Below are 24,875 nucleotides of genomic sequence, written 5' to 3' on the forward strand. Positions count from 1 at the left end.
CATCGTGCTGATCTCCTTCGAGGCTTCGACACTTCGAAGATCAGCCGGTGGCCGTTCGTCTATGCGGGCCTCACCCCGACGCCGGAGCAAACCCCTGGATCAGGTGAACCCGTACACCACTTCTCCGGACGCAACCCCCGGAGACCGATGACGGCCCCACGACGGCCCAGGAGGGATAAGAATGCAGGAAAGCCGCTGGTCACGCCATATGCGGCCTGACTTGCCGGTGTACTGATCGCGAGGCTCGCTGACCAGCGAGACAGGAGAAGCCCGCGGTCCCGACCAGTTCGGGCGCCGTGGGCTTCTGTCGCCGGTGGTCAAACCAGAATCCCGGCCCGATCACGGCGGGCCGGGATTCCGTGTTGTGCGCCTTTCCGGAGGGCACCGGCCTGATTACGGCGGGCCGGGACGGTCCAGCACGTGCATCACCCGGTTGCCGGGCTCAGTACCCGCCCCCGTGACCCTTGACGACGCGGAAGCTGCCGACGACTCCGTCCTTGACCTTCAGGCCGCCCCACACGTCGCCGTGCTCGTGGCGGTTGCTGTTCTCGTGGTGGTCGCTCCTTCCGTGGCGCTTGCTGTTCTTGTGGCCGTCGCTTCTCTCGGAGCGGTTGCCGGCCTCGTGGCGGTCGCTTCTCTCGGAGCGGTTGCCGGCCTCGTGGCGGTCGCTTCTCTCGGAGCGGTTGCCGGCCTCGTGGCGGTCGCTTCTCTCGGATCGGTTGCCGGCCTCGTGGCGGTCGCCCCTCTCGTGACGCCCATCTTCGTCCGTGTTCGGGCTGACGTTGTTCGCTTCGCTTCGCGGGCCGACGGTGGCGATGGGGGCACCGTTGTCGCAGGTGACGCCGCGGAAGAACTCGACGGTGTTACGGCTGTCGTTGCGGATGTTGAAGCTGTCGGAGCCCAGGCCGCTGACGACGACGATGCAGCCGTCGGGGCGGCTGGAGAAGCTGCGCTCGTTGATGTGGATCCAGCCCTCCTTGTGATGGCGCCCGCCCTTGAACTCCTTGCCCCCGCGCTCGTTGCCTTCGTTGCCCTTGCCGGTGTTGCCGCTCTCTCCGCCCATGGGTGCCTGGGCGGGGAGAGCGGCCGGGGCCACCTTGGCCTGGGGGGCGGTGGCGGCGGTGGCGTAGGTGATGCCGGTCGCGGTCAGTGCCGCCGCGGCCACAACGGCCGTGGTGATTGCGTGGGAACGGGTCATGACCATGTTGCTTGTTCTCCTTCTTGAAAGCAGAGACAGGCCCGCTATGACAGCCGGTGCGTGATTGAACGTACTAACACCCTCTATTGCTGTCATATCGAGCAAATCGGATTATCGGCCTCGTGAGGCCGATCGGGTGTGCAGAGGCCCCTTGTGCTGCCTTGCGTGCGAGCTCAGAGGCCGTCAAAACGGCTTGTCAGCCCGGAGTTTGAGGGGCAGTTAGCCTTTGCAGGTGATCTTCTGACGCATGGTCACCCGTTATGGCGCCGAGACATCGGGAAGGTGGCGGCGCGTCAGTACGTGACAGCGGGCCGAGGGGCCAGGACGCCCACGGTCCCACTGCCTGAGAGCGTCGCTCGGTTGCTGGGCGGAGCATCGGCCGACGTCAGTCCGATGCTGTGGAGCGGCCATCGCGGGCGGCCGACAGCAGGTCGCTCACCGCTTCACCGGCGCGGGGCCCCCACGGCGGGGGATGGGTGAGGTTGCGGGAAACCCGCAGGTCGTCGAGCGCGTGGACTGACCTGACGGTGCGCCGGGCACGGCCCGTCCGTCTGCCGGACTACGGGGCCACGAGGTGATCGCGGCCCCGCCGGCGTCAGGAGCAGACCTTGCCGTTCCCCGGTATCGAGCCGTGCAGGAGGTAGGCGTTGACTGTCGAGTCCACGCAGTCGCTGCCGCTGCCGTAGGCCCCGTGGCCCTCGCCCTTCCAGGTGAGTTCGACTCCGACGCCCTTGCCGAGTTCGTCCGCCATCTTCTTCGCGCCCTCGTAGGTGGTCGCCGGGTCCCCGGTATTGCCGATCACCAGGATCGGGGCCGCACCCGGTGCGCTGACCTGGGGGGTGTCGTACTGTCCGGGCACCGGCCAGTCGTGGCACCAGCCGGCCGTGTCCCAGGCCATGTACGCGCCGAAGACGGGCGAGATCTTCTCGAACCGGGGCAGCAGCTTCCTCGCCTGTTCGGGAGTCGGCCGCTGCTTGTCGTCCAGGCACGATATGACCCGCTGGGCATGGGTCGTCGTGCCGTAGCGGCCCGAGGTGTCGCGTTCGTTGTAGGCGTCGGCCAGGGCCAGCAGGCCGGAGCCGTCGCCCTTCTCAGCCGCGTTCAGGGCGCCGGTCAGTGCCGGCCAGCTCTTCTCGCTGTACAGCGGGGTGACGATGCCGGTCAGCGCGAGTGTCTGCGTCAGCTTCCGTCCCGACGAGGTGGGCAGCGGCTTGGCGTCGAGTCGCTTCAGCAGGCCGGCGATCCTCCGCGAGCCCCGCGTGGGGTCCTCGCCGGTGGACTTCAGGTAGTCGTCCAGCGCCCGCTGGAAGCCCAGGGTCTGGTTCAGGGCGTGACCCACCGAGTCGGCGGTCGGGTCGACGACCGCGTCCAGTACCAGCCGCCCCACGTTCCGCGGGAACAAGTGGGCGTAAACACCGCCGAGTTCGGTGCCGTAGGAGATGCCGAAGTAGTGCATCGTCCGGTCACCGAGAACCTGCCGGATCAGGTCCATGTCGCGGGCCGTGTCGGTCGTGGAGACGTGTCCGAGCAGCTTTCCGGCGGTCTCGGCGCAACCCTTGCCGAAGTCGGCCGCGTCCTCGAGGTAGATCCGTTCCTCGGCCGGGGTGTCCGGGGTCGCGTCGATCGCCTCGGCGGCCTGGATCCGCCGGTCGTCGCGGCAGCGGATGCCCTCGCTCGCGCCGACCCCACGCGGGTCCCAGCTCACCAGGTCGTACCGCTGCCGCAGCGTGCTCGCGACGGAGCCGTACGCCGGCAGCGTGGCCACGCCGGAGCCACCCGGACCGCCGAAGTTGAAAAGCAGCGAGCCGGTGCGCTCACCGGTGGCCTTCGCCCGGATCAGGGCGATGCCGATGGTCTCGCCGTCCGGCCGGGACCAGTCCAGCGGCGCCCTGAGCGTCGCACACCGCCAGCCACCGCCCGGCGGGGGCGAGCCGGAGCCGGCCTTGCAGCGGCCCCAGTCGAGCCGCTGCGCGGTGAGCGAGGTGGGCAGCGGCCGGGACGACCCGGCGTCGTCCGGTGACGCCGGCGCCGTGACCGCCGGGCTGGAGCGCCCCTTCCCCTTGCCCCCGTCGGCGTCGCCCTCTGAGCCGGTCGATCCGCTGCACCCGGCCAGCAGCACCACGGTCGCGACCACGGCCGTCCATCGCATGAGACGCGACATGCCGCATCCCCCCTCCCCGACTCCCGCGGATCGGCCGCGGGCAAGCACGTCAGGCCATGGTAGGCGGACCCCGCCGCATCCGCGTGAGCCTGTGGATAACTGTCTGACCTGGGGCTTTACGGCTAAGAACAGACCGTCCCGTCCGCCGGGACCTTGCCGTCGAGCAGGTAGGCGTTCACCGCGTTCTGCACGCACTTGTTCTTGCTGTCGTACGCGCCGTGCCCCTGTCCCTCGTAGGTCAGCTCGACGGCGACGCCCTTGCCCAGCGCGTCGGCCATCTTCTTCGCGCCCTCGTACGGGGTGGCCGGGTCCCCGGTGTTGCCGACGACGAGGATCGGCGCCGACCCGGGCGCGCTCACGTCGGGGTGATCGGCCGCGCCGGGCACCGGCCAGTCGGTGCAGGTGAGCATGGACCAGGCCAGGAAGTTTCCGAACAGCGGTGAGGCGGCCCGGAACTCGGGGAGCTTGCGCTGCACGTAGGCCGCGTCGTACCGCTGCTTCTCGTCGGAGCAGTTGATGGCGACGTTCGCGGAGGTGAGGTTGCTGTACTCCCCGTTCTCGTTTCGGCCGTTCAACGCGTCGGACAGCAGCATCAGGATCGTCCCGTCGCCGGCGTAGGCCTGCTCCAGTCCCTCGATGAGCGGTGGCCACAGATCCTTGGAGTACAGGGCCTGGGCGATGCCGTTGGTCGCCGCGCTCTCGGTCAGTTGACGCGGGGAGATGCCGGGGATCGGCTTGGCGTCGAGCTTCTTGAGCAGCGCCGCCACGCGGTTCTCGACGTCCTGCGCGGAGTCCCCGATGGGGCACTCCGTGGTCGGGTCGGACACGCAGGCCTGCGCGAAGTTGTCCATGGCCAGCTGGAACCCACGGGCCTGGCCGAGCGAGGTCTCCTCGGGAGTCTGGGTGGGGTCGACGACCGCGTCGAGCACGGCCCGGCCCACGTGACCGGGGAAGAGATGGGCGTACACGCCGCCGAGCTGGGTGCCGTAGGAGATACCGAAGTAGTACATCTTCCGGTCGCCGAGGACCTGGCGCATGAGGTCCATGTCGCGGGCCGCGTCGGTGGTGCGCACATGCGGAAGGATCTCCCCGGAGTTCTTCTCGCAGCCCGCGTTGAACTGCTCGATGTTCTTCAGGTACGTGTTCCGCTCGGCCTGGTCGTCGGGCGTCGCGTCCTGCTGGAAGAACCGGTCGAGCTGGGCGTCGCTCTCGCAGCGCACGCCCGCGCTGCGGCCCACCCCGCGCGGGTCGAAGCTGACCAGGTCGTAGCGGGTGCGCAGTGTGGCGTAGTCCGGGGCGAACGAGGGCAGGGCGCTCACCCCGGATCCACCCGGACCGCCGAAGTTGAAGATCAGCGAGCCGATGCGCTCGCCGGGTCCGCTCGCCCGCGCCCGGATCAGCGCGATGTCGATCGTGTCGCCCATGGGCCTGCCCCAGTCCAGGGGGGCCTTCATGGTCGCGCACTCCCACTTGGCGCCGCCGGGCAGCGGGGAGGGCGGCGCCGTGTCGCCGCCCTCGGACGCGGACGGGGCGGGGCAGTCCGTCCACTGAAGCTTCTGGGCCGCGAGGTCCCTGCCGTCGTAGCCGTCCTTGGGCGTCTCGCCGCCGCAGCCCGCCGCGAGGGCGGAGAGCAGGACGGCGGTGGTGGTCAGGGCGGCTGCGCGCAGCCCGCGGGGGCTCTGCATGCCTCCATCCTGGCTCCGAGGGCGGCGCTCCGCGTCGCGACACGGGCCGTCCGGAGGAAGCCGTGACCCGCTCGCCACAAGAGCCCTTCGGGTGCACAGGGCGTGAGCCACCATACGATCTCGAGTCGCAAGAGCCCATGAGCAACACGAAGCTCTTGGGTTACAGAGACCCCTTGCGTGTCAGATGGTTGAAGGCAAGCCAGCCCGGCAGTACCGGCAGCCACAGCGTCAGCAGCCGGAACATCAGTACCGCGGGAGCGGCCACCTCCTTGGGCAGCCCCACGGCGATCAGGCCCACCGTCAGGGTCGCCTCGACGGCGCCCACGCCGCCGGGGGTCGGTGCGGCCGAACCGAGTGCGTTCCCGGCGAGGAAGACGACGGCGACGCTGGCGATGCTCAGTGAGGTCGACTCGTCGCCGAACGCCCGGATGGAGGCGTCCAGGCACATCACGAAGCAGGCGGTCAGCAGCAGCATGCCGCCGATGCCCGTGATCAGCTTCTGCGGCCGCTGGAGCACGTCCAGCATGCGGGGCACCACACCCGCGAAGAGCGACCGTACGCGCGTGAGGACGAACTTGCGCAGGAACGGCACCGAGGTGACCACGAGCACCAGCACGGCGACCGTCAGCAGACCCGCGATGACCGTCCGCGACGGCGACAGGGACGGCGTCTTCTCGGTGCCTGTCAGATAACCGAACGACAGCAGCATCAGGATGTGACAGCCGAGCCCGAACAGCTGGGACGCGCCGACGCTGGCCACCGCGAGCCCCGGGCGCACGCCCGCGCGCTGCAAGAAGCGCGTGTTGAGCGCCACACCGCCGACCGCCGCCGGGGCCACGATCTTCACGAACGAGCCGGCGACCTGGGCCGCCACCGTCCGCGGGAACGGCACCCGCTCCGGAACGAACCCGAGCAGGGCCATGGCCGCCGCCACGTAGCTGAGCGCCGAGAACAGCACCGCGGCCGCCAGCCAGCCCCACTGGGCGTTGGCGAACAGGGTGCCGAACTCGATGTGCGTGAGCTGTGTGAGCAGGTAGTACGCGCCGATGGCACCGGCGATGAAACTGATCAGCGTGCGCGGCCGCACCCGCTCCAGGCGGGCCGGCTCGACCGGCGCCTGCGGCCTGATCCTCAGCACCTGGTGCCGGATCTGGGTGAGCAGGTCCTCCTCCCGGGCCTCCTCCAGGGCCTCGTCCATGGCCCTCTTCTGCGCCCGCGCCTCGGCCCGCTCGGCCTTCTTCTCGCTCTTGCGGTCGGGCTTTTCGAGGACGACTCCGGTGACGGTTCCGGTGGTGTCCTGGGCGGCCTCCTCCAGCCGGGCCTGCTTGGCCTTCCGGGCCGACTCCAGGACCGCCTCGCGCTCCCGCTGCGCCCGCTCCCGGGCCAGCCTGCGCAGCGTCGCACGCGTGGAGCGGGTCAGCGCGATCGGCTGCAGCATCGGCAGGCAGTCGGCGACCGCGTCCGGCCCCAGCACGCCGACGGCGGACGCCACGGCCCGCTCCGCCCCCACCCGCAGTCCCAGCGTCGTCAGCAGCTGGGCGATGTCCATGCGCAGCAGCAGGTCACCGGCGGCGATCTCACCACCGCGCAGATCGGTGAGGATCACCTTGCCGGAACGATCCACCACGATGGCGTCGCCCGCGAGCCTGCGGTGTGCGATGCGCCGGGACTGCAGCGCCCGCACCTGGTGCCAGGCATGGCGGAGCAGCTCGTCGGTGATCTCTTCGTCGCTGAGCGCGTCGAGTGTGCGTCCACTGGTGTGCTCGTAGACGAGCATCACGGCGTCGGGTCCGAGCTCGGAGGTCGCGATCAGCTTGGGGGCGTTGGCTCCGGCCGCGATCGCCGCGTACGCGAGCAGCGCCTCCTGCTCCAGGGCCTGGCGCAGGGACTGCAGGCTGCTGCGGGTGGCGAAGCCGCGCATCGTGAGATTGCGCCACACCCGGTAGAAGAAGCCCTGCGCCTGCTGCTCCCGGTCGACGACGGTGACGTCGAGCGGCGGGCCGTCCTCCAGGGTGACGAAGTAGCGACGGCCGCGGTCGCCGCTGTCCGCGGTCTCCGGCACCTCCTCGCGGGCCGCGCTCACCGGGTGGAAGCCGACCGTGCGCAACCCCGCCATCAGCGTCCGTCCCGTGGGACGGATGTTCGGGGAGCCGACCGCGTAGAGGGTGCCGTAGGCGATGGACCAGCCGATCAGCACGGTCAGGATGATCGAGAACGGTGTCGTGTAGCCGGTGACCAGCATCGAGAACGCGTCGAGCAGCAGCACGATCCACAGCACCGAGCGCCAGCGTGGTCTTCGGGACATGCCCACGGCCGTCATGTACGCGATGACGGGCGCGAGGTACCCGTGCACGGGGTCGGTCAGCGCGTGGATGTCGCCGGGGGAGGGCTGGGTGAGCGCTTCCTGGATGGAGTGCGGGGCTCCCTTGGCCACCCACAGGTCGGTGGCCAGGGTCACCCCGTGCGCGAGGACCGCCGCCAGTACGCCGTCGGCGATCCGCAGCCCGTCCCGTTTGATCAGCCGTTCGATCGCGAAGGCGACCGGCACCAGCAGGATCGCGATGCTGGATCCCAGCCCGGCGAGCTTGATGAGCAGGTCGGGCGCCTGCCCGGTGCCCTTGTTGATGTCCTGTTCCAGGCCCGAGGTGGTGCCGTGCGCGAACGCGGCGATCGCGAGCAGTACGACGATGGCGAGCACACCCACCAGCAGCCGCATCAGGTCCGATGGGCGATGCACGCGCGCGGGGAGCAGCGGTTCGTCGCCCTCCAGCTCGTCGACGTGGGCCACGTCCGCGGTTCCGTCCGGCTTCTTCTCCGCCGGGGTCGTCGGAGACGTCGTAGCCGCCGGAGAGGTGGGAGCCGCCGGGGGCGTACGAGCCGTTGCGGCCGTCTCAGGGGCGCTCGCGCGTCCCCGGACGGCCCGGGCGTCGGTGGTGTCCTCGCGATCCCGTCCGGCCCGCGTGTCCGTGGTGTCCGCGCCTTCCCGGCCGGCCGTGCCTTCGGTGTCCGGGCGCGATGAAGCCCCAGAGGTGCCCTCCGCGTCGTCGGGGTGCACACCCTGCTGCTTCATCATCTCTTCTTGGTCTCGTATCACCGGTCACCGCCCGCACGATGGTGGCATGCCCCACCGACACACGGGGACATGAGGGTGCATATGCGGGATCCGACAGTCTGCCCCAAGCGCAGCCCGGGAGCGAGGGGCACACCGCGTCACGAGCCGGTCACGCTGTCGGTGGGGTGGGGCAGGATGGGACGGATGAGCGAAGTGAGCCTTCCGGACGACGGCCGCCCCGGGCGGGGCGACGCGCTGCCCGAGTACGCGGAGCGGGTCCTCGAGGTCGCCGAGCTGGTCCCGCCGGGCCGTGTCATGACGTACGGGGACGTCGCGGAGTGGCTGGAGGAAGGGGGCCCCCGCCAGGTCGGCCGTGTGATGGCCCTCTACGGCGGCGCCGTCCCGTGGTGGCGGGTCGTGCGCGCCGACGGCGTCCTGCTCCCGGGGCACGAACTGCGAGCGCTCGCGCACTACCGCACGGAGGGCACGCCTCTGAAGGAGGCGAGCAGGGCGGCCGAGGGCCACCTGCCGCGCCTGGACATGCGGAGGGCCCGCTGGGACGGTGGCGACAGTGAACGTGAGCAGGGTCACACCTGACAGCTTCCGCCTTTCCGCGGGCCGATGGGGAGCCTGCGGCCACCCGTACGGGCGAATCCGGGCACGCACGTGCAATGGCGTACGTTCGTGCATCGAGGGACACAGGTGACGGCAGTGCCCGCAGGGGCCCCGGTGCACCGAGGGAAGAAGGGGAAGCCCTGCTTCCGCGCCGGGCGTCGGCGTAGCGTCGGCTGAACGTGTGCCTCTCACCCCGCGGCCACCGCCCTCCACGGGGGGCGGCCCGCCCCCACGACCGCGGCGCCTCGCGCCGGCAGCGACAGACCCCAGCACTCCCACCAGGACCGGCGAACCACGTGAGCTCCTCTTCCTCCAGCAGACGCCTGTCGCACCCCCAGGTGCGACAGGGGAGCCGTGGCGCTTACCGACTGGTGCGTACCCCGCCGGCCAAGCCGGATCCCCCTCGTCTGGACGCCGCACAGCGTGCTGTGGTTGACCACGAGGCCGGCCCGCTGCTCGTCCTCGCCGGCCCGGGCACCGGCAAGACGACCACCCTGGTCGAGTCCGTGGCCGCTCGGATCGCTCGCGGCCAGGACCCCGAGCGGATCCTGGTGCTGACGTTCAGCCGCAAGGCGGCCATGGAACTGCGCGACCGCATGGTTCTGCGCACCGGAGCGGCGCGTGCGCCCCGCGCGACCACCTTCCACTCCTTCTGCTACGCCCTGGTCCGCGCCCACCAGGACAGCGGCCTTTTCGTGGAACCCCTGCGGCTGCTGTCCGGGCCCGAACAGGACGTGACCGTCCGCGAGCTCCTGGCGGGCCAGGTCGACCTGGAGGGTCAGGGGCTCGCGCACGTCCGCTGGCCCGACGAGCTGCGCGCCTGCCTGACCACCCGCGGCTTCGCCGACGAGGTCCGGGCGGTCCTCGCCCGCAGCCGTGAACTGGGCCTCGGCCCCGAGGCGCTGGCGTCCTTCGCGCGCCGTATCGGCCGCCCCGACTGGCAGGCCGCGGCCACCTTCCTCGCCGAGTACCTCGACGTCCTGGACCTCCAGGGCGTGCTCGACTACGCCGAACTCGTCCACCGCGCGGTGCTCCTCGCCCGCCGTCCCGAGGTGGCCCGCCGGCTCGCCGCGCAGTACGACGTCGTCTATGTCGACGAGTACCAGGACACCGATCCGGCCCAGGTCCGTCTGCTGCGGGCACTGGCCGGGCGGGGCCGGACCCTGCTCGCCTTCGGCGACCCCGACCAGTCGATCTACGCGTTCCGGGGCGCGGACGTCAACGGCATCCTCGACTTCCCGCACACCTTCCCGCGGGCGGACGGCCGGCCCGCGCCCGTCACGGTGCTGCGCACGTCCCGCCGCTCGGGCGCGGCACTGCTGGTCGCGACCCGCCTGTTGACCCGGCGCATGCCGCTCACCCGGCTCCCGGGCGACAAGGTCCGCGCCCACCGGGAGCTGGTCCCGGCACGGGAGGGTGGTCGCGTCGAGGTCCACACGTACCCGACGCCTGGCGCCGAGGTGGACAACATCGCCGACATCCTGCGCCGGGCCCACCTGGAGGACGGGGTCCCCTGGAGCGAGATGGCCGTCCTGGTGCGCGCCGGCGCCCGCACCATACCGACCCTCCGCCGCGCCCTGACCGCCGCGGGCGTGCCCTTGGAGGTCGACGGCGACGACCTGCCGCTGCGCCACGAACCGGCGGTGGCACCGCTGCTGACGGCACTGCGCGCGGTGGCGACGCCGGAGGCGGCCCGGCGTCCCGAGGGTGAGGGGGAGACGGCCGAGGCGGGCCGGCGTCCGGAGCAGGGCACGGCTGAGGAGGCCCGGCGTCCTCAGGAGGACACGGCTGAGGCGGCCCGGCGACCTCAGGAGGACACGGCTGAGGGGGACACGGCCGAGTGGCGTCCTCAGGAGGACACGGCCGAGGCGGAGCAGGCCGAGCGGACGGCGCACTCGGACCGGCGTCAGCGGGAACCGGAGACGGACTCCTGCTGGCTGGACACCGAAACCGCTCTCACCCTCCTCACCTCGCCGCTCGCCGGAATGGACGCCGCGGATCTGCGCCGCCTGGGCCGTGCGCTGCGCGAGGAGGAACGGGCCGCGGGCAACCCGCTGCCGCCGCCCTCGGACGAACTGCTGGCGCGTGCCCTGGCCGAACCGGAGCGCCTGGTCGCGCACGACCCGGCGTACGCGCGCGGCGCTCAGCGCCTCGGCGCGCTGCTCAGGAAGGCCAGGGAGCGCCTGGCGGGCGGCGGCACCGCCGAGGAGGCGCTGTGGGACCTGTGGGAAGGCACGCCGTGGCCCGAGCGTCTGGAACGGACCAGCCGGCACGGCGGCGCCGCGGGCCGCAACGCGGACCGGGACCTGGACGCCGTGTGCGCGCTGTTCGCGACCGCCGCCCGCGCCGAGGAGCGCACCGGTGGCCGGGGCGCCCTGAACTTCCTGGAGGAGATAGACGCCCAGGACATCGCCGCCGACACGCTCACGCGGCGCTCCGTACGTCCCGACGCCGTACGTCTGATGACGGCCCACCGCTCCAAGGGCCTTCAGTGGCGTTTGGTCGTCGTCGCGGGCGTCCAGGAGGGCCTCTGGCCGGACCTGCGCCGCCGGGGCTCGCTGCTGGAGGCCGACCGGATCGGCCGCGACGGCCTCGCCGAGCCGCTCACGCCCGGGGCCCTGCTGGCGGAGGAGCGCCGGCTGTTCTACGTGGCCGCCACGCGCGCGCGTGATCGGCTCGTCGTGACCGCGGTGAAGGCACCCGCGGACGACGGCGACCAGCCGTCACGCTTCCTCACCGAACTCGGCGTCGAGCCCAGGGACGTCACCGGACGCCCCCGGCGCCCGCTGGCCGTGGCGGCACTGGTCGCCGAACTGCGGGCCACCACCGTCGACCCGCACGCGTCCGACGCCCTGAGGCAGGCGGCCGCGCGCAGGCTGGCCCGGCTCGCGGCGCTCACCGACGACGAGGGCCGTCCCCTGGTGCCCTCGGCGCACCCCTACCGCTGGTGGGGCCTGGCCGAGCCGACCGAGAGCAAGGTGCCGCTGCGCGACCGCGACCAGCCCGTCGTGCTGTCCGGAAGCGCCCTCGACCAACTGGCCAATACCTGTGCCCTGCAATGGTTCCTGGGCCGCGAGGTCAAGGCCGACGCCCCGGCGACCGCCGCCCAGGGCTTCGGCAACGTGGTGCACGTCCTGGCCGACGAGGTCGCCTCCGGACACACCCCCGCCGACCTCGACGTCCTCATGGAGCGCCTGGACACGGTGTGGAACGCGCTCGCCTTCGACGCGCCCTGGAAGTCGGCCCAGGAGAAGGAGCACGCGCGCGTGGCGCTCGAACGCTTCCTGCGCTGGCACGTCCTGGAGCGCGCCGGCCGGACCCCGGTGGCCAGCGAGCACGACTTCGACGTGACCCTCGCGGCCGGGGACTACCAGGTGCGCATCCGCGGCTCCATGGACCGCGTGGAGGCGGACCGCGACGGCCGTGCCTACGTCGTCGACTTCAAGACCGGGAAGCAGGCGCCCACCGGAGCCGAGGTGGCACGCCACCCGCAGCTCGCCGTCTACCAGCTGGCCGTCCGCGAAGGCGCCGTCGACGACGCCTTCGACGGCGAACGTCCCGAGCCGGGCGGCGCCGAACTCGTCCAGCTGCGCCAGGGCGCGGCCAGAAGGGACGGCGGCGACAGCCTGCCCAAGGTGCAGTCCCAGGAGCCGCTGGAGGGCGAGTGGGTCGGCGAGTTGCTGGCCACCGCCGCCGGAAAGGTCCTCGACGAGCGGTTCACTCCCACCGCCGGCCAGCACTGCGCCCACTGCGCCTTCCGGGCCTCGTGCAGCGCCCGGCCGGAGGGACGCCACATCGTCGAGTGACGCACGTGACGTACTGCACGACGCGTGGTGACCTGCACTTTCTCCGCCCCTGAGACCGACTCGGGCACCGGTTGTCAGTGGCCGCCGCTAGCCTCTTCGACGTGTCCGCCCGTATCACCGATCCCGAGCAGCTCAAGGAGCTCCTCGGGATTCCGTTCACCCCGGAGCAGACGGCCTGCATCACCGCGCCGCCCGCCCCGCAGGTGATCGTGGCCGGAGCCGGGTCCGGGAAGACGACCGTGATGGCGGCGCGCGTGGTGTGGCTGGTCGGCACCGGCCAGGTCGCCCCCGAACAGGTCCTCGGTCTGACCTTCACCAACAAGGCCGCCGGAGAGCTCGCCGAGCGCGTCCGCAAGGCGCTGATCAAGGCGGGCGTCACCGACCCGGATGTCATCGACCCGGACCATCCCCCCGGCGAGCCGGTGATCTCCACCTACCACGCCTTCGCCGGGCGCCTGCTGACCGACCACGGCCTGCGCATCGGACTCGAACCCACCACCCGCCTGCTCGCCGACGCCACCCGCTACCAGCTCGCCGCGCGCGTGCTGCGCGAGGCACCGGGCCCGTACCCGGCGCTGACCCGTTCCTTTCCCGACCTCGTCAGCGACCTCCTCGCTCTCGACGCCGAGCTCGCCGAACACCTGGTGCCACCCGAGGACCTCCGTAGCTGGGACGCCGGGCTGCTGCGCACCCTCGAAGGCGCCAAGCTGTCCAACGCCGACCTGCGCAAGGTCCCCGAGACCGCCGCCGCCCGCCGCGAGCTGGCCGGGCTGGTGCTGCGCTACCGGACCGTCAAGCGTGAGCGGGACCTGCTCGACTTCGGCGACCAGATCGCCCTCGCGGCGAGGCTCGCCCAGCTCCCGGAGGTCGGCCGCATCCTGCGCGAGGACTTCCGGGTGGTCCTCCTGGACGAGTACCAGGACACCTCGGTCGCCCAGCGCATCCTGCTGGCCGGCCTCTTCGGCGGCGGCACGGGCCACCCTGTGACCGCGGTGGGTGACCCCTGCCAGGCCATCTACGGCTGGCGCGGCGCCTCCGTCGCCAACCTCGACGACTTCCCCGAGCACTTCGCGCACGCCGACGGGCGCCTGGCCACGCGCCAGGCGCTCAGCGAGAACCGCCGCAGCGGAGGCCGTCTGCTCGACCTCGCCAACGGCCTCGCCGCTCCCCTGCGTGCCATGCACGCGGGCGTGGAGGCACTGCGCCCCGCTCCTGGAGCCGAGCGCGACGGGCTGGTGCGGTGCGCGCTGCTGCGCACCCACGCCGAGGAGATCGAATGGGTCGCCGACTCCATCGCCCACCTCGTGCGGACGGGGAAGGCACCCGGTGAGATCGCCGTCCTGTGCCGTACGGCGACCGACTTCGCCGAGATCCAGGGCGCCCTGGTCGCCCGGGACGTCCCGGTCGAGGTGGTCGGCCTGTCCGGGCTGCTGCATCTGCCCGAGGTCGCCGACCTCGTCGCCGTCTGCGAGGTCCTCCAGGACCCCGGCGCCAACGCCTCCCTGGTGCGGCTGCTGACCGGCCCGCGCTGGCGTATCGGCCCGCGCGACCTCGCGCTCCTGGGACGCCGCGCCAGGCTGCTCGTGGCGCACGCGCGCGTGGACGCCGACGACGACCCGGACCGCCGCCTAGCGGAGGCGGTCGAGGGCGTCGACCCGGCCGAGGTCGTCTCGCTCGCCGACGCCCTCGACACGTTCCTGGAGACGCCCTGGAACGGCGCGCCCGGCCGAGGAGACGACGACGGGCTGCCGTTCTCTCCGGAGGCGCGCGTGCGCTTCGCCCGGCTCGCCGCCGAACTGCGCGACCTGCGCCGCTCGCTGTCCGACCCGCTCATGGACGTCCTGCACCGGGTCCTGGCCGTCACCGGCCTGGAGGTCGAGCTGTCCGCGTCCCCGCACGCCCTGGCCGCCCGTCGCCGCGAGACCCTGTCGAACTTCCTGGACGTCGCCGCCTCCTTCGCCGCCAACGAGAGCCAGGCGAGCCTGCTCGCCTTCCTCGGGTTTCTGCGCACCGCCGCCCAGTACGAGAAGGGCCTGGACAACGCACTGCCCGGCGGTGAGAACACCGTCAAGGTGCTCACCGCGCACAAGTCCAAGGGCCTGGAGTGGGACGTCGTCGCCGTCCCCGGCCTGGTCACCGGCACCTTCCCCAGCGCCCAGGGCCGTGAGAAGTGGACCAGCCAGGGCAAGGTCCTGCCGCACGCCCTGCGCGGCGACGCCGCCACCCTCCCTGACGTCGACGGCTGGGACGCGCGCGGCCTGAAGGCCTTCCACGAGGCCATGAAGGACCACCAGCACACCGAGGAGCTGCGCCTCGGCTACGTCACCTTCACCCGTCCCCGCTCCCTGCTGCTCGGCTCCGGCCACTGGTGGGGCCCGAGCCAGAAGAAGCCCCGCGGCCCCTCCGAGTTCCTCCAGGCCCTGTACGACCACTGCACCGCCGGGTACGGCGAGATCGAAGCCTGGGCGGAGGAGCCCGGCGAGGACGAGGAGAACCCGGCCCTTCGGCAGGCCGCTGCCGACCAGGTCTGGCCGCTGCCCCTGGACGAGGCCGCCCTGACCCGCCGCCGCGCCGCCGCCGCGACCGTCCTGGCCCACCTGGACGACCTCGCCACGCGCGCGGACGGGCCCCGCCCGGCCGTGCACGACCCCGAGACCCAGGACGACCCGGACTGGCCCCCGCCTCCGGAGGACGACGAACCGCCCTACGGCGACGAACCGCCCCACGGCGAGGGCGTCCCCTTCGAGGACGACCCGGGCGACTGGGACTCCTGGAGCAGCGACCGCCCCACGGTTCCGGACCAGCCCGCGGCCCAGCGCCAGGCGACGATCCCGCACCAGGCCACGGCACCGGACCCGCGGCCCACCGCTCCACCGGACCCCGCCGCACCCGACCGGCGTGCGCCCGCAGCGCACACCGCCCCGGCGGAGCCCGCACCCGATGCCCGGCCCGCGCCGCTCACCGCCGAGGAGAGCCGCCTCGTCGCCTCCTGGGACCGCGACCTCGACGCGCTCACCGGGGAGCTCCGGCGCGCCCGGCAGCGCATCACCGAGGTGCCTCTGCCGACGACCCTGACCGCCTCGCAGCTGCTGCGTCTGGCCGCCGACCCGGACGGGTTCGCGCGGGAGCTCGCGCGCCCCATGCCGCGCCCCCCACAACCGGCCGCGCGCCGCGGCACCCGCTTCCACGCCTGGGTCGAGACCCGTTTCGAAGAGCTCGCGCTGCCCATGCTCGAGCCCGAGGAGCTGCCCGGCTCCGACGCGGAGATCGCCGACGAACGCGACCTGGCAGCCCTCAAGGAGGCCTTCGAACGCACCGAGTACGCACACCGCACGCCCCACAGCGTCGAGGCCCCCTTCCAGCTGGAGATCGCCGGCCGCGTCGTCCGCGGCCGGATCGACGCCGTCTACCAGGAGGGCGACGGCGAGGAGGCGACGTACGAGATCGTGGACTGGAAGACCGGCCGGGGGCGCACCGCCGACCCGCTTCAGCTCGCCGTGTACCGGCTGGCCTGGGCGGAGCGGCACGGCGTGCCACTGGAGCGGGTCGGCGCCGCGTTCCTGTACGTGCGCACCGGCGAGGTGGTGCGGCCGGACGGCCTGCCGGACCGGGCCGCGCTGGAGCGGCTGCTCCTGGAGGAACCACGGGGCGAGCCACAGTGTGACGAACCGCCCGAACAGGATGTCACCGCGTGCCGATAGGCTCGAGAGCATGAGCCAGACCCCGGACAGCGCCGTCCGCACGTACATCGACCAGCACCGCACAACCTTCCTCGCCGACCTCGTCGAGTGGCTGCGCATCCCCTCCGTGTCGGCCCAGCCCGACCACGCGCCCGACGTACGGCGCAGCGCCGACTGGCTCGCCGGCAAGCTCATGGAGACCGGGTTCACCACCGCCGAGGTCTGGCAGACCGAGGGTGCCCCGGCCGTCTTCGCCGAATGGCCCTCCGACGACCCCGGCGCGCCCACGGTCCTCGTCTACGGCCACCACGACGTCCAGCCCGCCGCCCGCGAGGACGGCTGGGACAGCGAGCCCTTCGAACCGGTCGTCCGCGGAAACCGCCTCTACGCGCGCGGGGCCGCCGACGACAAGGGCCAGGTGTTCTTCCACACCCTCGGGGTCCGCGCCCACCTCGCCGCCACCGGCCGCACGACTCCGGCCGTGCACCTCAAGCTGCTGATCGAGGGCGAGGAGGAGTCCGGCTCCCCGCACTTCCGGGCGCTGGTCGAGCGCCACGCCGACCGGCTCGCCGCCGACGCGGTGATCGTCTCGGACACCGGCATGTGGTCCGAGGACACCCCCACGGTGTGCACCGGCATGCGCGGCCTCGCCGAGTGCGAGATCCGGCTGTCCGGTCCGGACCAGGACATCCACTCCGGCTCCTTCGGCGGCGCCGTGCCCAACCCGGCGACCGCCGTCGCCCGCCTCGTCGCGGCCCTGCACGACGACCACGGGCGCGTGGCCGTCCCCGGCTTCTACGACGGCGTCGTGGACCTCACCGAGCGCGAGCGCGAACTCTTCGCCGAGCTGCCCTTCGACGAACACCAGTGGCTGCGCACCGCCAAGTCCTACGCCACCCACGGCGAAGAGGGCTACTCCACGCTGGAGCGCGTCTGGGCCCGCCCCACCGCCGAGGTGAACGGCATCGGCGGCGGCTACCAGGGCCCCGGCAGCAAGACGATCATCCCGTCCTCGGCGATGGTGAAGCTGTCGTTCCGCCTGGTCGCGGGCCAGGACCCCGACCACATCGAGAAGGCCGTCCGCGCCTGGGCCGACGAACACGTGCCCGACGGGATCCGGCACGAGACCGTGTTCGGCGCGGCCACCCGCCCCTGCCTGACCCCGCTGGAGCATCCGGCGCTGCGGTCCGTGACCCGTGCCATGGAACGTGCCTTCGGCACCCCGGTCCGCTTCACCCGCGAGGGCGGCTCCGGACCGGCCGCCGACCTCCAGGAGGTCCTCGGCGCTCCGGTGCTCTTCCTGGGCATCTCCGTCCCGTCCGACGGCTGGCACGCCCCGAACGAGAAGGTCGAGCTCGACCTTCTGCTCAAGGGCGTCGAGACCAGCGCGTACCTGTGGGGCGACCTCGCCGAGCACTGGCGCGATGCGCCCTGACGAGCGGCCGCCGTCCGGGGAACCCTCCCGCGCGGGGGACACTGGAGAGGCCGCCCGGCACCTCCAGGCACCGCCGGACCCGGTCGCCTCCCGCCGTACGTCCTGCCGAACCGTTGCCTAAACCACCGTTCCACCGGGGGAGTTGGAAGCACTCGTGACCACCTGGACCGACCACACCGCCGACCGACCCATCTCGCTCACCGCGCCCAACGGCATCGACCGGGCCGCGCACCACCGGCTCGACGAGGCCTGGCTCGCCGCGGCTTGGAGCCACCCCACCACCCGCTGCTTCGTGGTCTCCGGCGGCCAGGTGCTCATCGACGAGACGCCCGACGGCCGCACCGAGCTCGTCATGACCCCGTCCTTCGAAGCCCCCCTCACCGAGGCCCACCGTTATTTCCTCGGCACCGACGAGGAGGGCGTGAGCTATTTCGCGCTCCAGAAGGACTCCCTGCCCGGCCGCATGGACCAGTCCGCCCGTGCGGCGGGCCTGCGTGAGGCCGGGCTGCTGCTTCCGCCCCGCGACGCGGGCCTGATGGTGCACGCGGTGGCCCTGGAGAACTGGCAGCGACTGCACCGCTTCTGCTCCCGCTGCGGCGAGCGCACCGTGATCGCCGCGGCCGGCCACATCCGCCGCTGCCCCGCCTGCGGCGCCGAGCACTACCCGCGCACCGACCCGGCGGTGATCATGGCCGTCACCGATGACGAGGACCGCATCCTCCTCGGCCGCCAGGTGCACTGGCCCGAGGGCCGCTTCTCCACGCTCGCGGGCTTCGTCGAGCCCGGCGAGTCCATCGAGCAGTCGGTGCGCCGCGAGGTCCACGAGGAGGTGGGCATCGCCGTCGGCCGGGTCGAGTACGTCGCCAGCCAGCCCTGGCCGTTCCCCTCCAGCCTCATGCTGGGCTTCATGGCCCACGCCACCTCCACCGTGATCGACGTCGACGGTGACGAGATCCACGAGGCCCGCTGGTTCTCCCGTGAGGAACTGGGCGCGGCCTTCGACTCCGGCGAGGTTCTGCCCCCGTACGGCATCTCCATCGCGGCCCGGCTGATCGAACTCTGGTACGGCAAGCCCCTGCCCACCCGGAGTGTCGTCTGAGGGACCACGACCGAAGGCGGCCCCCGGCACTCGAGGGCCGCCTGGTGATCGATCCGGTCCTGCGAGGCGACATGCGACTCTCCGAGCGATGGGGCTCGGCCGGTACCTGCGCACGGCTGGGCGGACGGTCACGGTGACACCAGGTCGGTGGCCGGGTCGATCGCCCAGTGGTTGCTTCGCAGAACCCGGTCGGCGAAGGTCACGTTCTGCTCGGCGATGAACCGGAAGCCCAGAGATCGGCAGATGCCGTTCGAGGGCCTGTTGCTCGTTGCCGGGAACGCATGGACGACGCCCCAGCGGCGGTCGTCGCGAGCTTGCTCGAGCAGGGTGTAGGCCGCACGCTTGCCCATGCCCTGTCCCTGGAACTGAGGAAGGATCATCCACCCGATCTCCGATACGGGACCGTCGTCGGTGTCGTGGGACCAGATGGTCACCGACCCGGCCACCACGTCGGGAGCTTCCGGGTCCGGAACGATCATCTTGATCCAGGCGAGATCGGCCGCCGCGTCACGGGCGTCTCGGCTCACCTTGTCCCGCATTCGTTCGCGAGGCAGTGCTCCACCGAGATCGGCCATCATGATCGGATCGCACCGCATCCGGATGTAGGCGTCGACATCGTCCGGTACAACGTCGCGCAACCGCACTGGTCCTCCTTGGGTCGACCGAGCATGGTCACATCATCGGTGGTGTCGGCCGCCCACGGGCGTGCTCCGCCCAGACGTCCGAGACAGCCCGTTTCCAGTCGCGGGATGTGAGCGATCGGCCGGTGCTGCCCGTCTCTGCCGACCGCGGGGGAAGGGAGCCCGACATGTCGATGAGACCGACACCGCTGAACGGCTGCCCCTATCTCGCCGTCCGGGCGGTGAGCTGGAAGGCCCGGGCAGTGTGCATGTAGGGCGGCAGGGCGGTGGTGGCGAGTTCGAGGCGTTCGAGGTCGGCGTAGAAGTCCGGTTCGTGCTTGCGTGCCTCGTCGGTGATGTAGTCGCAGAAGCCACGGATGCCGTAGTGGGCGATGTCCCGGCATCCGAGCTTCCGCAGGATGGGGATGACCTCGTCGGCTGTGTGGAGTGTCAACGTCGCATGGAACATCCGCGTCTGTGCCTGATCGGTCTCGAGCGCGGCGAGCGCGGCCGCCGGGTCCATCTGCCGGACGGCGATGTTCAACGGCGCCGCGTGCCTGTTCAGCGCCATGACGGAGAACAGCCCCCCAGGCTTGAGTGGGGAGAGTGCCGAGGCGAGGGTGGCTGGGACGTCGTTCACGTAGGGCAGGAGGTTGTGGCAGAGCACGACATCGAATTCCCCCTGGGCAAGGTCGCGGGGCAGATCGGTCACGTCGGATTCGACGCAGTCCATCAGCTCCGTGACGCCGCGCGCGGCGGCTCGCTCGGTGGCCGCGGCGAGCATGGCGGGCGCGTGGTCGACGATGGTGACATGGTGCCCGCGGGCCGCGAGGCGAACGGCGTCCCCACCGTCGCCGCCGGCGAGGTCGAGTATCCGCAGCGACGCGCCGGGGTCGTCGAGGTGACGCAGCACGTTCGCCTCGGCGATCGAGTAGCGCAGGCGGCCCCAGGGGGCTTCCTGCCACTCCTGCCAGGCGGTCATCGCGGTGTTGAACTTCTCCGGAGCTTCGGACATCCGGCGACGATAGCGGTCTGCTCGTCTTCCCCGGTCTCCCCGGAACACAGCAGCCCCTCCGGTGACCAAGACCGGAGGGGGCCGCGGTGATCGGGGAGCGTCAGGCCGCCAGAGCCTGCTTCACCTGGGCAAGGCTGGGGTTCGTCATCACGACCTCGTCACCACCGGTGGCAGGAACGACCCGAACGGTCGGGACCGTCTGGTTGCCGCCGTTCGCCTTCTCGACGTAGGCCGCGGACTCCGGGTCCTGCTCGATGTTGATCTCGGTGTATGCGATGCCCTCGCGGTCCAGCTGGCTCTTCAGCCGGCGGCAGTAGCCGCACCACGTGGTGCTGTACATCGTCACAGTGCCCGGCATGTCTCGCGCTCCTTCGGCGGGTCGGGACGTAATGGTCGCGGTGGAAGAACGCACGGCACGGGCACGGCATTCCCACCGGGGGTATACGGCTGGACCGCGTGACGCCTGTCGCATTGGTACGACCGCAGGGGCTCACCTGTGGACAACCGGCTCACCGGTCTCCGGCGACCTGGCAGCATGGCCATGTGACAGCAGCAACGCACTCCACCCTCTTCCCGCAGGTACCGGACTCTGCCGACGCGGTGCTCGAAGGGCTCGACCCCGAGCAGCGCGAGGTCGCCACCGCGCTGCACGGTCCGGTGTGCGTGCTGGCCGGCGCCGGTACGGGCAAGACCCGAGCGATCACTCATCGCATCGCGTACGGGGTCCGGGCCGGGATCCTCCAGCCCTCCAGCGTGCTCGCCGTCACCTTCACCAACCGTGCCGCCGGTGAGATGCGCGGCCGGCTGCGTCAGCTCGGAGCCCACGGCGTCCAGGCCCGCACCTTCCACTCGGCCGCCCTGCGCCAGCTCCAGTACTTCTGGCCGAAAGCGGTCGGTGGCGGCATGCCCCGGCTCGTGGACCGCAAGATCCAGCTCGTCGGGGACGCGGCCGCCGCCTGTCGCGTCCGCCTGGACCGGGGCGAGCTGCGGGACGTCTCGGCGGAGATCGAATGGGCCAAGGTCACCCAGACCGTCCCGGCCGAGTACGCCCTCGCAGCCGCTGAGGCCGGCCGCGAGGTCCCGCGCGATCCGGCCGAGATCGCCCAGCTCTACTCGGTCTACGAGGACCTCAAACGGGACCGCTCGGTCATCGACTTCGAGGACGTCCTGCTGCTGACCGTCGCCGTCCTCCAGGACCGGCGCGACATCGCCGAACAGGTCCGCGCCCAGTACCAGCACTTCGTGGTGGACGAGTACCAGGACGTCAGCCCGCTGCAGCAGCGCCTGCTGGAGCTGTGGCTGGGCGACCGGGACAACCTGTGTGTCGTCGGCGACGCCAGCCAGACCATCTACTCGTTCACCGGCGCGACCCCCGACCACCTCCTCGACTTCCGCACCCGCCACCCGGGCGCCACCGTGGTCAAGCTGGTACGCGACTACCGCTCCACTCCGCAGGTGGTCCACCTGGCCAACGGACTGCTCGCCCAGGCTCGCGGCCGTGCCGCCGACCACCGGCTGGAACTGGTCTCCCAACGGGCCGCCGGTCCGGAGCCCGAATTCGCCGAGTACATCGACGAGCCCGCCGAGGCGGAGGGCGCGGCCCGCCGCATCCGGGACCTCGTCGCCTCCGGGGTGCCGGCGAGCGAGGTCGCGGTCCTGTTCCGGACGAACTCCCAGTCCGAGAGCTATGAGCAGGCCCTGGCCGACGTCGGCGTGCCCTATCAGCTGAAGGGCGCCGACCGCTTCTTCGACCGTCCCGAGGTACGCAAGGCCGGTGTCGCCCTGCGCGGCGCCGCCCGCTTCGGGTCCAACGACTCCCTTCTCGACGAGGCCGTGGACCTGCCGTCGCAGGTGCGTGCCGTCCTCTCCGGCGAAGGCTGGACCCCGCAGCCCCCGGCCGGTTCGGGCGCCGTGCGGGAACGCTGGGAGTCGCTCGCCGCCCTGGTGAACCTGGCCCAGGACTTCGCCGCCGCACACCCGCGCGCCACCCTCGCCGACCTCGTGGCCGAACTCGACGAGCGGGCGAACGCCCAGCACGCCCCCACCGTGCAGGGCGTCACCCTGGCCTCCCTGCACTCCGCGAAGGGCCTGGAGTGGGACGTCGTCTTCCTCGTCGGCGTCACCGAGGGAATGCTCCCGATCAGCTACGCCAGAACCGACGAGCAGATCGAGGAGGAGCGGCGCCTGCTCTACGTCGGCGTCACCCGCGCCCGTGAGCGGCTGCATGTCTCCTGGTCGCTGAGCCGCTCGCCCGGCGGCCGTCCCAACCGCCGCCCCAGTCGCTTCCTCGACGGACTGCGTCCCGGGTCCGCCGCCACGGCCGGCCGTGCCAGGGCCGGCGCCGGCGGTGGCATCGAGCGCGGGGTCGCCATGTCCGGCCGGACGGCGGAGGCGGCGACGTCACAGGGCGTCCCCCGGCGCGTCCAGCGGACCCCGGCCCGGTGCCGTGTCTGCGGCCGCACGCTGACCGACGCGGGTGAGATGAAACTGATGCGCTGCGACGACTGCCCCTCCGACATGGACGAGGGCCTCTACGAGCGGCTGCGCGAGTGGCGGGAGGAACAGGCGCGGCGCACCGGACAACCCGCGTTCTGCGTCTTCACCGACAGAACCCTGATGGCGATCGCGGAGGCGGTCCCGGACGACGAGCGGGGGCTCGCGCGTATCCCGGGGGTCGGCATGCGCAAGCTGCGCCGCCACGGAGCCGAGGTTCTCGCCATCTGCGCTGGCCGGCCGTGCCCGACCGGAGACGCCGAGGACTGATACGAACTCGTCGAAAAAATAGTTTGCGCCCGCCCCGTCGATCCCCATAGGTTCTTGGTCACGGGAACAGCGGTCTTCCTGAGGCCCTGATTCCGTGTTGTACTTGCACATCCGAGCGGACTGGCTCACGTCAGTCCCTTAGACGCCGAGAGGAGGCGAGTCCAGTGATCAGCATCAAGAGCAGCTTCTTCAGCACCGCCAAAATGACCGATCGCTCGGTCGCCTCCCTGTGCATGCTCGGCGTCTCCGACCAGGGCACCGGTCTGTCCGGCATTCGTGCCGTGCGTCCGGCGTCCTCTGTGTCTCTCGCGGGTCTTCCCATCCGTGAGCGCAATGAGCGACCGACCAAGGCACTGGAAGCAGTAGCGGCACAGGCGCAGGCCTATGCCTTTACGGCGGCCGGTGCCGGAAGCCGGAAGCAGACGACGCAGCACCACCACCAGATGTGGGCCTTCCGTGGGCCGAAACCCTGGAGTGATCCAGCCTGACCGCCGATCAGGCCGGCGCCTTCAGGGCCGCGGAACCCCATCCGGGATCCGCGGCCCTTCTGTTTTCCCCGAACGGGGACAGCGGACCGAAGGGGCCTCGGGACAGGAAAAGAACCCGGTACCCAGCCGACACCCGGCCGACCGGCCGGACCGACCAGACGAGGAAGACAAACCGTGCAACTCGAAGCGCACGCCCCGTCCGTACCGCCTTCAGACACGATCCCCAAGCCCGGTCTCACGGAGGACCCCACCTTGATCCCGCTCACCGCGCTCACCGCGCTCGACGACGCCATCGAGAACCTCGGCGTGCCCGTCCCGTGCCGCTCCTACGACCCCGAGGTCTTCTTCGCCGAGTCGCCGGCGGACGTGGAGTACGCCAAGTCCCTCTGCCGCACCTGCCCGCTGATGGAGGCCTGCCTCGCCGGCGCCAAGGAGCGGCGTGAGCCCTGGGGCGTCTGGGGCGGCGAGCTGTTCGTCCAGGGGGTCGTCGTCGCCCGGAAGCGGCCGCGTGGCCGCCCGCGCAAGAACCCGGTCACAGCATGAACACCGCAGGAACGATCGACCGCCCCCTCACGCACGACCCCCAGAAGCAGGCCCCGATGAAGCCGTCCACCAGCGAGCCCGCAGGCTCCGCGACCGAAGACGTCACCACCACCGGCGCGAACGACTCGCGTCAGAACAGGACCCGAGAGATGCAACTCATCCCCGAAGCCATGGCTCGTGCGCATATGCACGAACGACTGATGGAGGCGGATCGGCAACGCCAGGCCACGCGTCTGGTGGCCGCCCGCCGGATGCAGCGCCGTGCCGAGCGTGCCTCGCTGCGCGCCCGCCGTGCGCTCGCCATGGCGGTCATGCACTGACCGCCCGACACCGCCGAGCGGTGGCCTCCCCAGCCGGGAGGTGAACTCTCCCGCGGGGGCGGGTCCGTTGGGATGCGGACCCGCCCCCGCGGTGCGTTGCACACGCCGACGCACGACGGCGGAGGTATCGTCGCCGGGTGACGAGTCTTCCCGCAGAACCCGGCCACGGCGGCCACACCGCGCAGCGCCCGCCCGTGGTCTGCACGCGCTGCGCCACCCCGGCCGAGGGCCTTCCCCCCACATGGACCTGCTCCGTGGAGAACGGCCTCCGGTGCTACTTCTGTGACACCTGCTCCCGGGAGCATCTCCGTTCCATCGAGAGCCGGCTCGACTCGGCCTGGTGGTGAACCCGCCGGACGTACGGCGCGGCCCTTCCTCGATCCGGGGCCCTCGCC

17 protein-coding genes are annotated in these 24,875 nt (G+C 71.8%); 10 read left to right on the top strand and 7 right to left on the bottom strand.

The features are described 5' to 3' along the window. Positions 1-442 precede the first annotated feature (442 nt). The 4 genes from ACWDUZ_RS17575 to ACWDUZ_RS17590 all read right to left on the bottom strand — a co-directional run bounded on the left by ACWDUZ_RS17575 (position 443) and on the right by ACWDUZ_RS17590 (position 8,114). Complete coding sequence (locus ACWDUZ_RS17575; protein WP_451632699.1) at positions 443-1,204, bottom strand: hypothetical protein; 762 nt, start codon at positions 1,202-1,204, stop codon at positions 443-445. A gap of 589 nt (positions 1,205-1,793) precedes the next feature. Beyond that, positions 1,794-3,359, bottom strand: coding sequence for an alpha/beta hydrolase (locus tag ACWDUZ_RS17580; RefSeq protein ID WP_451632700.1), 1,566 nt, complete (start codon positions 3,357-3,359; stop codon positions 1,794-1,796). A gap of 122 nt (positions 3,360-3,481) precedes the next feature. Then, the gene (locus ACWDUZ_RS17585; protein WP_451632701.1) at positions 3,482-5,044 is read right to left on the bottom strand and encodes an alpha/beta hydrolase; all 1,563 of its coding nucleotides are present in this window, start codon (positions 5,042-5,044) and stop codon (positions 3,482-3,484) included. A 160-nt stretch (positions 5,045-5,204) separates the two neighbouring features. Further along, positions 5,205-8,114 carry a lysylphosphatidylglycerol synthase domain-containing protein gene (locus ACWDUZ_RS17590; RefSeq protein WP_451632702.1) on the bottom strand — a complete coding sequence of 970 codons (2,910 nt, stop codon included), beginning with the start codon at positions 8,112-8,114 and terminating at the stop codon, positions 5,205-5,207. A gap of 186 nt (positions 8,115-8,300) precedes the next feature. Here ACWDUZ_RS17590 and ACWDUZ_RS17595 point away from each other — a divergent pair, with 186 nt between their 5' ends. The 5 genes from ACWDUZ_RS17595 to nudC all read left to right on the top strand — a co-directional run bounded on the left by ACWDUZ_RS17595 (position 8,301) and on the right by nudC (position 18,731). After that, the gene (locus tag ACWDUZ_RS17595; protein WP_451632703.1) at positions 8,301-8,693 is read left to right on the top strand and encodes an MGMT family protein; all 393 of its coding nucleotides are present in this window, start codon (positions 8,301-8,303) and stop codon (positions 8,691-8,693) included. Between the two features lie 314 nt (positions 8,694-9,007). After that, on the top strand, positions 9,008-12,517 hold the full coding sequence (locus ACWDUZ_RS17600; protein ID WP_451632704.1) for a UvrD-helicase domain-containing protein: 3,510 nt from the start codon (positions 9,008-9,010) through the stop codon (positions 12,515-12,517). A 101-nt stretch (positions 12,518-12,618) separates the two neighbouring features. Further along, complete coding sequence (locus ACWDUZ_RS17605; RefSeq protein ID WP_451632705.1) at positions 12,619-16,218, top strand: ATP-dependent helicase; 3,600 nt, start codon at positions 12,619-12,621, stop codon at positions 16,216-16,218. A gap of 10 nt (positions 16,219-16,228) precedes the next feature. Then, a complete protein-coding gene (locus ACWDUZ_RS17610) occupies positions 16,229-17,632 on the top strand; it encodes a dipeptidase (RefSeq protein WP_451632706.1) in 1,404 nt (467 codons plus the stop codon). A 154-nt stretch (positions 17,633-17,786) separates the two neighbouring features. Continuing rightward, complete coding sequence (gene nudC, locus ACWDUZ_RS17615) at positions 17,787-18,731, top strand: NAD(+) diphosphatase (protein WP_451632707.1); 945 nt, start codon at positions 17,787-17,789, stop codon at positions 18,729-18,731. A gap of 128 nt (positions 18,732-18,859) precedes the next feature. Here the strand turns inward: nudC and ACWDUZ_RS17620 are convergent, their stop codons facing one another. The 3 genes from ACWDUZ_RS17620 to ACWDUZ_RS17630 form a co-directional block, all read right to left on the bottom strand. Next, a complete protein-coding gene (locus tag ACWDUZ_RS17620; RefSeq protein WP_451632708.1) occupies positions 18,860-19,375 on the bottom strand; it encodes a GNAT family N-acetyltransferase in 516 nt (171 codons plus the stop codon). 199 nt (positions 19,376-19,574) lie between these two features. Further along, positions 19,575-20,366 carry a class I SAM-dependent methyltransferase gene (locus ACWDUZ_RS17625; protein WP_451632709.1) on the bottom strand — a complete coding sequence of 264 codons (792 nt, stop codon included), beginning with the start codon at positions 20,364-20,366 and terminating at the stop codon, positions 19,575-19,577. Between the two features lie 100 nt (positions 20,367-20,466). Beyond that, positions 20,467-20,724: a mycoredoxin gene (locus tag ACWDUZ_RS17630; protein ID WP_451632710.1), complete on the bottom strand. Its 258-nt coding sequence runs from the start codon at positions 20,722-20,724 to the stop codon at positions 20,467-20,469. A 185-nt stretch (positions 20,725-20,909) separates the two neighbouring features. On the opposite strand from ACWDUZ_RS17630, the gene ACWDUZ_RS17635 reads away from it, so the two are divergent. From ACWDUZ_RS17635 to ACWDUZ_RS17655, 5 genes are all read left to right on the top strand, one after another. After that, positions 20,910-23,129 carry an ATP-dependent DNA helicase UvrD2 gene (locus ACWDUZ_RS17635; RefSeq protein WP_451632711.1) on the top strand — a complete coding sequence of 740 codons (2,220 nt, stop codon included), beginning with the start codon at positions 20,910-20,912 and terminating at the stop codon, positions 23,127-23,129. Positions 23,130-23,293: 164 nt separating this feature from the next. Beyond that, positions 23,294-23,617: a hypothetical protein gene (locus ACWDUZ_RS17640; protein ID WP_451632712.1), complete on the top strand. Its 324-nt coding sequence runs from the start codon at positions 23,294-23,296 to the stop codon at positions 23,615-23,617. 174 nt (positions 23,618-23,791) lie between these two features. Continuing rightward, the gene (locus ACWDUZ_RS17645) at positions 23,792-24,160 is read left to right on the top strand and encodes a WhiB family transcriptional regulator (RefSeq protein WP_030183342.1); all 369 of its coding nucleotides are present in this window, start codon (positions 23,792-23,794) and stop codon (positions 24,158-24,160) included. After that, positions 24,157-24,480 (top strand): hypothetical protein, encoded by a 324-nt coding sequence (locus tag ACWDUZ_RS17650; protein ID WP_451632713.1) that lies wholly within the window; start codon positions 24,157-24,159, stop codon positions 24,478-24,480. Before ACWDUZ_RS17645 ends, ACWDUZ_RS17650 begins: the two co-directional genes overlap by 4 nt. Before the next feature lie 137 nt (positions 24,481-24,617). Continuing rightward, positions 24,618-24,827, top strand: a complete 210-nt coding sequence (locus ACWDUZ_RS17655) for a hypothetical protein (RefSeq protein ID WP_451632714.1) — start codon at positions 24,618-24,620, stop codon at positions 24,825-24,827. The last annotated feature ends 48 nt before the right edge of the window (positions 24,828-24,875 follow it).

This window comes from Streptomyces sp. NPDC003393, assembly GCF_053589015.1.